Here is a 10,650-nt window from a genome sequence, read left to right on the forward strand (position 1 = left end):
ACGGACGCGTCCCCTTGAGAGGAAAATCATGGCAAATCTTGACGAGAACGGGGCGTCTATATTTTCGAGTATCGTGACGCGAGGGCAGCTGACAGGTCCTCCGGCGCGAATGTCGAGCCCCGGACGCGGCGCGCGAGGAAGCGGTCCGGAGCGCGATCGATCTCTTGCCCGACCTCGAACCGGGTTCGGACGACTATCTCTCTGGCTGGCTGGTGCGCGTGCGTGGCGGCATGGCGAACTACTCTACGCCGTCGAGGTCAGCGAGGCCAAGGAGGCCAGCATAAGAACCAGTGATGGTGCAGTGGCTGAGAAATGACGGCCGTTTAGGATCGCGCTGTCATGCTAGCGCATTAAAACCCGCCGCTCGTAGGGCATCTTCGATGACGGCCTGTATGCCATGCGGGCCCGACTCTGGTCGAGGCGCGGATATGTTGCCGGCTGACGGAGTGGGAAATTTTGCCAGTGCCTCTTCCCCGGCCGGCGACGACGAGCGGGAGGACGGCCTTTCGCCCTTCAGATTCGATCGCATCGAACCATTCGTCTGCGTCGCATCAATATCCCAGAAACGCGCGATGTCGCGCGTGGACGAGATGCCAACATCGAGCATGAAAGGGCCTGGACTGCCCAGGCCATCGCGGATCGGCGTACCGTGTCCCATTCCGGCAATCATGTTGATCTCAATCACTGCTTCACCCCCAACATTCCGCCAGACTCGCTTCGCAAGCCTGCCGGCCGTTTCCGAATGCGTCGGCATCTTCTTGTCGAATCCCTGAACGCCCAGCCACTGTGCCGCGACGGCATCCGCGTTGGACGGCGCGACTGTTTGGTCCGCCGTGCCCTGCCAGATCGAAATCCTCGGCCACGGTCCCCTATGGTCGGAAGCATGACGAAGGATCCGTTGCAGTTCCTTTCGCGACGGACCGCCATGGCCGCGCATGCGGTCGAACGCCTGCGGGATCGTCGTCGCGCTGCCGTAGGGTATGCCCGCAATGATGGCGCCACCTGCAAACACTTCCGGGTAGGTCGCCAGCATGGCTGCCGCCATCGCACCGCCGGCCGAGAGGCCGGTGATGAAGATGCGCTCTCGATCGATCCCCTTCGCGAGGACCATCGCCTCGATCATCTGGCGTATCGAAAGCGCCTCGCCCGTATCGCGCCGGGTGTCGGCAGGCTCGAACCAGTTGAAGCAAAGGTTCGGATTGTTGGCACGTTGCTGCTCGGGAAAAAGCAGGGCAAAGCCGGCCTCGTCGGCAAGCTGTGACCATCCGGAATGATGGTCGTATGCGGCGGGATCCTGAGTGCAGCCGTGGAGGACGACGACGAGTGGCGCATTCGTCGGCAAGTCGAGGGGAAGGTGGAATCTGGCTTTCAACGCTCCAGGATTGGAACCGAAGTCGGTCAAAGCCTGGAGACGGTCTTGTCCTCTGGGGCCCGGGACATGAGTGGCGCGTTGCGCGCGCAACGCGCTCAGGCGCGCGATTGTATCGGAGATTTTTCGCAATATGGCCGTCCTGTTTTGACGCCCGGAATTGGACGCATCGTAGGCAACGCAGTTGCAGCAATATCGTTGCTGCACTGCACAATAATCATGGACGGCTTGGACAGACGAGATGAAAGATCGGCACGTGGGCCCGGCCGTTCTGTGGTTGAGCGACGCTCGGCTAAGGTAGAACGCTGCCTGCCGTCCAAGGCGGCCGCAGCGCTGGGCAGGAAGGTTCCGTTCTTTCACGGTACATAACCGCTCGGGCGAGAATACCTGTCACCCGGTCGATCCCGGCACTTCATAAGTCCAGACCCGAAACTCCTTCAGGACATGCGGCCCGAACGAATTGATCAACGGGATGTCTGCCGCGTCGCGGCCACGCGCGACAACGATCCTGCCGATCCGCCGCGTGTTGTTGCGCGGATCGAAGGTATGCCACTGACCATCGAGGAAGACCTCGATCCAGGCGCTGAAATCCATCGGATCGACGACCGGCACGCCGATGTCGCCTAGATGGCCGTTGACGTAGCGGGCAGGGATATTGAGACAGCGGCAGAACGTGACGGCAAGATGCGCGAAATCGCGACAGACGCCGACGCGCTCGTGATAGGCCTCGAAGGCCGTTCGCGTCGAGCGGGCCTGCATATAGTCGAACCGGATGTGATTGTGGACGAAGTCGCAGATCGCCTGCACGCGGCCCCATCCCGGAGCAACGGCGCCGAAAATATCCCAAGCGATCTGGCTAAGGCGATCGGTCTCGCAATAGCGGCTGCCCAGGAGGTAAACGAGGCTGTCGTCCGGAAGGTCCGGCACCGGCAGTTCTCGGGCATCAGGCGCCAGCCGGTCCGGCCTGCCGTCGTCCTCGATCGCAGCATCGCCCCACATCGTCAGGTCGCCCGCCGGCGCGACAAGACGCCGGCAACGGTTCCCGAAGAGATCGCGGTAGCTCGAGACCGGTACGTCGGGATTGGTGAACGTCGTTTCCGGCACCCTGATGTCGGCCGCGCGATCCTCATGAACCGATAGCAGGCAGACCAGCGCTGTGGGCTGCTGGCAGGTTAGCGTGATCTCGTAACCATAGCGGATCAGCATAGAGATCCGCCTAGCGGAAATCCGCGACGGTCAACGTGTAGGAGTCGCGGCGGTCGTGGGAATAGGCCTCGCGCGCGACATCGTAGATGGATGTGCGTAACGCGTCGAAAGCCGACAGGCATTTGGCTTCCAGCGCGCCCGCCTCGCCTTTGGCGATGTGCGACTTCGTGAGCACACCAGCCTCGATGAAGAAGCGGATCTGGAACATGCCGTCATGGCCCATGAAGCGAACCGCGATGCGCGTTTCGTCGAAGCTGCGGCTTGGGTTGGGGAAAGCCAGTGTCATGATCCGCACTCCACCGGTCTCGCGACGGTCTTCAAGGACGAGAGTTCGATGCGTTCCCTGCGGTGCTCGGCATTGCGCAGATTCAAACGCAGCATGCCGCTGGTCGCGTCCTGACAACTCAAGCCGGTCATAGCATCGCCGCCGAAGCGTGCCGGAACACCGGAAAAAACATGATAGATCGTCCAGGAGCGGTCGGCTTCGATACGGCGGCCATATTGATGGTGCATTGAATCGTGGCCGGGGGCACCACCTTCGTTCTCCCAGACGCTGATCGCGGCGGCAAGTCGCTTCCGTTCGGTTTCCTTGATGTGCGTATTCATGGTCATTGCCTTCCTTCGTCGCGGGTCCGGTAGAATTCGATCACGACCTTCATCATTCTTGGCCCGCCGATCTCCCGCATCGCGGCCATCAGCCCTTGCCGTTGCCGCGCGAGGCGTTGCTGTTCGCGGCGACCTTGATCGGTCTGCCGGGTCCGTTTTCAGACTTGGGCGGCGCCTTTTCCTGCTTCGGCTTCCTGATCTCGCGATTGCTGCGTTTTTGTCCCTTGGCCATGGCCGAACGTCCTTTCGATGAGGGTTGCGCCTTCGCTGGATTGCGACGGACGGACTGGTTCGAGGCTGTCCTGTGTGGCCACCCGCTCATGCCGCTCCTCGTCGTTGCGGATGCGGTATTGCGGCGAATCTCCCCTCGGCGGGAGCGTGCCGGTGACGCGGTAGACTTCCCAGGTCTTCGGGAATGTGCCGAAGGTGCCGCGCAGGCGGACAGCTTGTCCAATGGTGAAGAGATGCATCGGTGTCGCGCGGCGGTTGGCATCCGCGGTGCGCCGTTGAATGCTCATGGTGGTCATGGTTGGTTATCCTTTTCCAGGGTGGGGTCGAGGTCCGCCGGATTGATCGGCACCATCTGCTGCGTAGGTGCACGCATCCCGATGGCCGGCAAGTGGATGAAAGCGCCGACACGTCGCCAGGCAAGCCAGGAGGCGCCCTCGATCGCTTCCTCGTCATGATCGACGCGATAGTCGCCGGCCGGCTGCAGCGTATCGAAGTCCGGCAGCCGGAACGGCGCGGAGAAGTGAACGACGGTCTGTGTGGTACGGCTGGTCATGGTTGCGATTTCCGCGGGAGCACGCGGAGGCGCCTCCCGCATCATTCCCATCCGAACCGGAACGATGCCGATGCTGCCAGTACATCCGTGGTCAGCGCCGACGTTCATTCCAAGGTTCGAACGGAGCGGCACACGTGCCGGATTGGCGCGCATGGACCGCTATCGAGAATTCGGTGGTGAATGGCGGGTCTCTGACACCGCAAAAGCCAAATCGGCCAAATCAACGAGCTCCTTATATGCGCTTCAATTAAGGTGCGAACAAGGCGCGAAGTGAACTTTATTTTCGCTGCCCAATTAAAAAGTTAAAACCGTCTAAAATAAGCAATCGGCTAGAACGAACGATCTAATGAACAAAAATCCCTATTTCTTTGGTTCCGATAGATGAGCTTTGGAGGCTGCCGAACCGGACCGACTGCATACGGCCCCTAAGCGGTCAGTAGCTGCCGGGCCGTTCTCGCTATCGTTCGCGAAGTGTGACACCACTCTCCAACGCCGTGCGGGCTGCAGCGTCCGAAACGATCGCCCCGCCGGTCCGGTTCCTGGCATTGCGGATGAGTTCGACTGAATTTGGCGCGATGAACATGTCGGCTAGGGTGCTGACGCCGTCCCGCATCGCCTTCCGTCGCACCGCGTCACCGGCATTCGTGAACAGTGAGCGCCCAAGCGACGTCGCGACCGCGATTGCGCGCGCAGCGGGCGGCGCATCGCCCAGATCGGCGTTGAGCGTCCGGTTGAACTCGGTCGCACTCCCGATCGGCTTGCGCCGACCAGTTGCTTGCAGCACGTCGAGAAGTTCATTCATGCGATCGGCCGTGGCTTCGCCGCCCGGCAGCGATCGTAGCACCGCGTCCAGAACTTCCTGGCGTGTTGCATTGCCAGCCACATCTTTGCGGAACTTGGCGCCGGCGTAGTCCTGAACGCCCTCCTGGGTCTCTGTGCTGGCCTTGGTGAAGCGATCGGCAAGATTCTGCCGAACCAGCGCGGACGTCGTAGCCGGATCTTCCGCTGCCAGCCGACGCGTAGCCTCCGCTGCTTCGCCGGCGGAGCCGGTGAGGGGGTCGTGGGGAAGGAGAGCATTCCCCGCGCCGGTTGTGTCCGTAGCTGCAGCCACGCGTCCAACCGGACCCTGCTCAAGCGGGTTCAAAACGGCGCGCCGCAGGGCTTCTTGCTCCCCAAGTGCCTGCGCGTAGTCCGGCGACGCATTAGTGGCGGTGTTTCGCGCATCGGCCGCTGCGGCACGGCTGCGGCCAGCAAGTTCGGGGCCGTAAAGCGGATTGGCCGCGTTCGCGAGCGCTTCGCCCCGCGCGTTCAAATCCTTGGTCACGGCATCGATAACGCCGATCGAGTTGTCCGGCAGATGCGCGTAATCCGGCGCGAGCTCGGCGTTGCCGCGCAGCCGCGCAAGACCAGCCTGGAAACGTGGGTCCGCGGCAATCGGCGCGAACTGTGCCTGCGGTAACGTCTGCGGCTCGGCGGCCTGATAGAGCGGCCGCGTCTGCGCGTTGATGCTCTGGCTGGTCTGATCGAGCACGTTGCCAGCGACTTCCGCCGCTCGTGGACCGAGCGTGGACGGCTGCGGGCTCTGAAGGGCCACTTGATCGAGCACATCACCCACAGCACTGCCAACTTGGGCGACACGCTGCGCGAAGAAGGGACCCATGCGTGCGCCCCCGGTGGTCGAGCCTTCGACGACCCGCTGAACGCTCGGTAGCGCGCTTGCGCCGCCTGTGGCCTGGCTGATCGCTTCAGGGCCGGTCAGGCCGACGCCCACGCTGTTGTTCTGAAGGTCGCGAGCCCGCTGCCATTGTTCGTCAGTCAAGTCGCCAGTGGCCCGACGAATTACACTCTCCGGGGCGTTGTGGACCCGAACCGCAGCGGTGCCGGCGTTGCCAAACAGGGCGCCAAGAAATCGCATCATCCCCTCGTAGGGGGTGCCTTCCGTGGCCTGTCCCGCCGTTTCCGACGCAACCGCAGGCGCTATCACGTTGCCCATCGCATCTGCCCCATAACGCCGAGCGACGTCGAAACCTGTTTCCGCCATTCGCGCGCCCTTGCTCGGCAACCCGCCGGGCGCTGCGAACTCGCCGATCGTGTTGGCGTACTCTCCGGCCGTGGTCTGCGGCTTGTGCAGCACGGCGTCCATGATCTCGCGCGTGCGGTCCTGAAGGCCGTAGGCCGGCGACGAATTCGCCATCTCGGCGCGGCGAGCCAGTTCCTGTTCCGACAGCGGATCCGCGCCGATGGCGCGGCGCACCAGATTTTCGGTGCCGTTGTAGAGATAATTGCCAGCGCCCTCGACCATGCGGCTTAGGGTGATCGGAAACATAGCGGTTTCGACGACGCCCCGCGGTACGCCAGAGGCGAAGGACTCTCCGACATCTTTTGCCGTGCTGATCGGAGGCTGCTCAACAGGCTCGGGCGGCAGACCAAGGCTCTGACGAAGGGCGTTGCCGACCTGGCTCGCCGACGGCTTCTGTGTCGGCGCAGAGCCCGCCGGGCCGCCAAAGGTTTCCTGCATGGCCTTTGCCATGTCGTCGTCCGATGTGCCGGCCGGGAATTCCACGATGCTGCCATCCGGCGCTTTCACCTGCGTGACGTTTGGCGACGAGGCCGATGAGCCATACTTCGTCCACGGTCCGTCCGTCGGCAATGACTTGGCAATTTCATCGACCGTCGTTTGTTGCTGCTCACGCGGCATCGCGCGGAAACTGCCGTCGACTTCAACAAGATGGCCGTTGATCTCCAGAAGCGCCGGGCCAGCGTCACCAGTGCCAGGAATTGCGCCGCGTTGCCGGACGATTTCATCCGCGAGCATACGCGCCGCAGCAGTGTCACCGGCTGCGTCGGCATTGCGGAGCGCGTCTTCAAGTTCGGGAAGTTTTGATCGAACGGGCGAATACTTCTCCCAGGGGCCTGATTGAGGCAGGCGATCCCCTTTGGCCGCGGCGCCGGACGGCTGCGCATCAGGAAATGCGGCCCACGGGTCTGCGGCCGCCGCCGTAGCCGGGCTTGACGGCGGAACCTTCTGTGCCGGCGCGTCAGGGAATGCGGCCCACGGGTCGCCTCCTGCCGCCGCAGCGGGAGTGTCAAACTGATCGAAGACATTTGACGTCTGGACCGGCACGCCAGGAAAGCGCGGCTGGCTCGGCGGTTGCGAGATGACGCGAAAGCCCGGCGGGACAGCGGGCGTCTGCTGATACTTTTCCCAGGGACCAGGCATCGGAACACTCCGTCAATTCGAACCGTCGACACGATCGGGCGAGGCCCATCGAATGCGAGTTTGTGCTGAGGTTCGGTTTCGGATGCGGGCAAGCCCGCGGCGGTGCGGCTGCCCGAGTTCCGCGTGTGTTCCGGCGCTCGAAATATACACCGGCGCGGGCGTAGAAACCAGCATCATGCGGCGACCTGTTCGGCGCCAGCATCAGCGGCCCACTTGAGCAGCGACCGGACCTTCTCACGCTGGCGCTGCGCCTTGCGTTGCTGCAGCCAAGCGTAGTCGCAAAGATTGTGCAGATCGCGCTCGAGCATTTTCACGTACATCCGAGCGTCTTGGATCCGGTGCGGGTGGTGCGCGGCCCGTTCCTGGTCGTCTTCGGCCCAATGCTGCACGACAATCGTGGCAGCGCTCATGCAGACAACGATCATGCCGGGGTTGTAGGTCGGAGGCAGCCGCCGGACCGCCGCAGCGGCCGCATCCGCGATCGACCTGATCAACTTGTCGCGCCGCTCGGCGTCGAGTTGGAAGGCAGGCTTGAACTTGCGAAGCCCTTCCAACGTCAGGGGCAATTCGAAGGTGATGTCGACTTCCGGCAGCGTGCATTTCCAGAAGCTGAAGAGGCAGCGGTCAATGGCGTCATCGAAAGCAATTTCCGCCTGGCTCGGCGGATCGCCTTCAGCGTGGCCGTCTTCGGCGAAGGGCATCAGGAATTCGGTCTGCATGGCGCGGATCCAGTTCGTCGGTGCCCTGACAATGATCGGAAACGCGATACGAAACTACGCCTTTGAAAAAGCGAGAAATCGGACAAACTGAACGGCCAAAAGTTTGAAACGGCCGCAAATTCCTATGCCATGTCGCCGGGGTTTCGGCCGCTGCGACTGGGGTATCCGCCGGGGTGCGGCCCGGCCTAGGACCCAGGTCGTGCCACCCGCCGGCGCTGTCGAACTGGCGCCTCGTTCACGGCGACTGCCCACGGTTTGCTCACGCAAGGTTGGAGGGCGCATGTCCACAAATGTACACTTTCTGGACACCGCTCTATTGACTGTACACCTATCGTCCAATAACTATCTGTCCAGAATGTCTAAGAGGAAAGGGTACGCAGGATGGACGGCAAGGTGATCGGTTACGCGCGGGTGAGCTCGACAGGTCAGGATTACGATACCCAGGTGGAGCGGCTGAAGGCGGCGGGAGCCACTAAGGTATTCAACGAGAAGCAATCAGGCCTGGACCGGGAGCGGCCCGAGTTGGCGAGGTGCCTCGAGTACGTCCGCGAAGGCGACACGCTGGTGGTGACCAAGCTGGACCGCTTGGCGAGATCGGCGGGGCACCTTCATGAGATCGTCGAGGGGCTGAACGCTAAGGGCGTGGGCTTCAAGGTGCTGGACGATGCCTCGCTTGATACCACCACGCGAACGGGCAAGCTGGTCTTCGGTATTCTCGCCAGCATCGCGGAATTCGAGACGGCGCTGCGTCGAGAGCGCCAGATGGAAGGCATCGCAAAGGCCAAGGCGGAAGGCCGAACAGGTGGGCGCCCGGCGCTGATGACGCCCGAGATAAGGGCTGAGATCGTGAAGCTGAGCAGGGGTGGCCTGAGCATCCGCAAGGTCGCAGCGCACGTCAGCTTCAGCAAAGCTACGGTGCAGAAGATCCTAGCCGCCGCGACCAGTGAAACCTAACTGCACGGCCCCCAAACGACAAAGGGCGCCGCCGGCGCCCTTTCGCTTTTTGCGATCTTCCGGCGCTGCTTCAGCCGGATGACGCAACCCGGTTGGCGTTCCACTCGTCGCACATTACCTTCATCTTCTCGGCAATTTCGATCGGCACTAAGCCGTCGACGTGGATCCTGCCCAACTCGCGGTAGAAGTTGCGCATGATAGGATCATCCCAAGCCAGGATTCCGAAAATGGCTTCCGGCATCGGTTCATCAGGTCCGCTGACGGGCTTCCTGGTGGCGAAGGAGATTACGTTTGTCATCTGCATAGCCTTTCTAGGGCGTCCGCGATCCAGGGCTAGAAAACCGTGCAGAACGGTCGAACACGCCTTTGGGCTCGCGCCTTGGACATGCGCGTGCTCACCCTGGACCTTCATTTCGGAGCGGAAAGAGCCTAACGGATGCTCCCAAACCGCCTGCATCACGGGTTTTCTAGACCCAAAATCAGCTAACCGCTATTCTGCATTGAAGTCAAGGTTAATTCTAATATTCGTAATTTTCTCTAGCGAAGTTGATAGAGTTGATTTTGCCAATACGACAAATCTACAAACGATCAACTTGATTATGCGATTTTGTTCTTATGCGTTGTGTTGACTCACTGGCAAATTGGCAGCATCGTTCTCAAATGCTGTGCGCGAGGCGAGGGATGTCAAAACCAGTCGATCTTTTAACCCAGAAAGAAGTTGCAGAGCGCCTTCGCTGTTCCGAGCAGAAAGTGAAGCGGCTTCGAAAAATAGGCGCGCTCGCCTACATCCCAGGCCGCCCGGTACTGATCGATGAAGCCGACCTTGGGGAATATCTCAGTCGAATTAAGCGGCAGAGTGGACCCGCTGCAGCCAAGCCGGTTGCCATCAAGCCAGTTCGGCCGCCCGAAAGTCCGGCTGCACTCGCGCGCCGCGTTTGGCTGGCGAGACAGAACTTCCAACGCGATAAACAGGACCGGGCCAAGATCAAAAAGTAGGCGGTGAGCTACTCAAACGCACCTTCGGCTCCGTTATCGCCGACTTCCGCGGTTCCGGCCTGAACCTGTCGCGCCGAGCGTTTCAGCCGATCGATTTCCGCCTGGAGCTCGTCGCCGGTCATTTCGTGCGGAGCTTTGGCTTTCTTGCCGCCGTCGGCCTTGTCCACGAGCATGCCATTCGCCCTCAGCAGTGCAACACCGGCCGTCGCGCGTGCGGGCATCGGCGACCCCTTGTCTGTGCAGACCGCAATCAACGCCTCAACCGCGCTCTCTAGCCCGACCGTCCGGAGCCGGAGTGAGACGCGTTCAAACAACGCCTCCGGTGTTTCGTCCTTCTTTCCAGTGCTCATCCAAAAGCTCCTCGATCGTCGGTGTCGGTACTGGCGCGGGCGAGCTCCGCCTTGCGCTCGGCGAGCAATCGATCCAATTCGTCGACTTCAGGGTTTGATACCGGCGCCGGCCGCGCTGACAGGATCTCGCGCACCTGTTTCGCCTCCTGGCGCTCTCGCCGTTCCCTAGCTCGAGCCGTAGCCGATCCTGGCTTGTGCGACCGCTGCCATGCCTCGTAGGCCGCGCGCTCATCCGGCGTCATGGCGGCCAGGCGCTTTGCCCGCTTCGCCGCGGCGCGCTGAAGGTCGTTCAATTTGCGGTTCAGCTTCGCCTCGGCGTCCGGCGCATCGCGGTTCGGCCAAACCGGCTTATGGTACCCATCGCCTGAAGGCACCCGGCCGCCATGGACCCAACAGCGCCCGTTCGCCATGGCGATTTGTCGACATGGGCCGCCGTGGCTTTTGGC

General features: G+C 62.1%; 13 protein-coding genes. 2 read left to right on the forward strand and 11 right to left on the reverse strand.

The features are described 5' to 3' along the window. Positions 1 to 337: 337 nt before the first annotated feature. The 8 genes from P9217_RS25985 to P9217_RS26020 form a co-directional block, all read right to left on the reverse strand. Positions 338 to 1,501, reverse strand: coding sequence for a PHB depolymerase family esterase (locus P9217_RS25985; RefSeq protein WP_278087925.1), 1,164 nt, complete (start codon positions 1,499 to 1,501; stop codon positions 338 to 340). Between the two features lie 258 nt (positions 1,502 to 1,759). After that, positions 1,760 to 2,575: a transglutaminase family protein gene (locus tag P9217_RS25990; RefSeq protein WP_278087924.1), complete on the reverse strand. Its 816-nt coding sequence runs from the start codon at positions 2,573 to 2,575 to the stop codon at positions 1,760 to 1,762. Positions 2,576 to 2,585: 10 nt separating this feature from the next. Beyond that, positions 2,586 to 2,861, reverse strand: coding sequence for a DUF1488 domain-containing protein (locus P9217_RS25995; RefSeq protein WP_278087923.1), 276 nt, complete (start codon positions 2,859 to 2,861; stop codon positions 2,586 to 2,588). Next, positions 2,858 to 3,181, reverse strand: a complete 324-nt coding sequence (locus tag P9217_RS26000) for a hypothetical protein (RefSeq protein WP_278087922.1) — start codon at positions 3,179 to 3,181, stop codon at positions 2,858 to 2,860. Before P9217_RS26000 ends, P9217_RS25995 begins: the two co-directional genes overlap by 4 nt. A gap of 158 nt (positions 3,182 to 3,339) precedes the next feature. Further along, on the reverse strand, positions 3,340 to 3,708 hold the full coding sequence (locus tag P9217_RS26005) for a hypothetical protein (RefSeq protein WP_278087921.1): 369 nt from the start codon (positions 3,706 to 3,708) through the stop codon (positions 3,340 to 3,342). Then, positions 3,705 to 3,965 (reverse strand): hypothetical protein, encoded by a 261-nt coding sequence (locus P9217_RS26010; protein ID WP_278087920.1) that lies wholly within the window; start codon positions 3,963 to 3,965, stop codon positions 3,705 to 3,707. Before P9217_RS26010 ends, P9217_RS26005 begins: the two co-directional genes overlap by 4 nt. 457 nt (positions 3,966 to 4,422) lie before the next feature. Next, positions 4,423 to 7,185, reverse strand: coding sequence for a hypothetical protein (locus P9217_RS26015; protein ID WP_278087919.1), 2,763 nt, complete (start codon positions 7,183 to 7,185; stop codon positions 4,423 to 4,425). Between the two features lie 173 nt (positions 7,186 to 7,358). Continuing rightward, on the reverse strand, positions 7,359 to 7,904 hold the full coding sequence (locus tag P9217_RS26020; RefSeq protein ID WP_278087918.1) for a hypothetical protein: 546 nt from the start codon (positions 7,902 to 7,904) through the stop codon (positions 7,359 to 7,361). A gap of 381 nt (positions 7,905 to 8,285) precedes the next feature. Between P9217_RS26020 and P9217_RS26025 the strand changes: the two genes are divergently transcribed. After that, complete coding sequence (locus P9217_RS26025) at positions 8,286 to 8,858, forward strand: recombinase family protein (RefSeq protein WP_278087917.1); 573 nt, start codon at positions 8,286 to 8,288, stop codon at positions 8,856 to 8,858. A 70-nt stretch (positions 8,859 to 8,928) separates the two neighbouring features. Here the strand turns inward: P9217_RS26025 and P9217_RS26030 are convergent, their stop codons facing one another. Next, on the reverse strand, positions 8,929 to 9,156 hold the full coding sequence (locus P9217_RS26030) for a hypothetical protein (protein WP_278087916.1): 228 nt from the start codon (positions 9,154 to 9,156) through the stop codon (positions 8,929 to 8,931). A gap of 383 nt (positions 9,157 to 9,539) precedes the next feature. On the opposite strand from P9217_RS26030, the gene P9217_RS26035 reads away from it, so the two are divergent. After that, the gene (locus tag P9217_RS26035; protein WP_278087915.1) at positions 9,540 to 9,854 is read left to right on the forward strand and encodes a helix-turn-helix domain-containing protein; all 315 of its coding nucleotides are present in this window, start codon (positions 9,540 to 9,542) and stop codon (positions 9,852 to 9,854) included. Positions 9,855 to 9,862: 8 nt separating this feature from the next. Here P9217_RS26035 and P9217_RS26040 read toward each other — a convergent pair whose 3' ends face one another. Together P9217_RS26040 and P9217_RS26045 are read right to left on the reverse strand one after the other, a co-directional pair. Further along, positions 9,863 to 10,204, reverse strand: coding sequence for a hypothetical protein (locus P9217_RS26040; RefSeq protein ID WP_278087914.1), 342 nt, complete (start codon positions 10,202 to 10,204; stop codon positions 9,863 to 9,865). Continuing rightward, positions 10,201 to 10,578, reverse strand: coding sequence for a hypothetical protein (locus P9217_RS26045; protein WP_278087913.1), 378 nt, complete (start codon positions 10,576 to 10,578; stop codon positions 10,201 to 10,203). Before P9217_RS26045 ends, P9217_RS26040 begins: the two co-directional genes overlap by 4 nt. Positions 10,579 to 10,650: the final 72 nt, after the last annotated feature.

The sequence above is a fragment of the Mesorhizobium sp. WSM4989 genome, from assembly GCF_029625795.1.
In the GTDB taxonomy this organism is placed as follows: domain Bacteria; phylum Pseudomonadota; class Alphaproteobacteria; order Rhizobiales; family Rhizobiaceae; genus Mesorhizobium.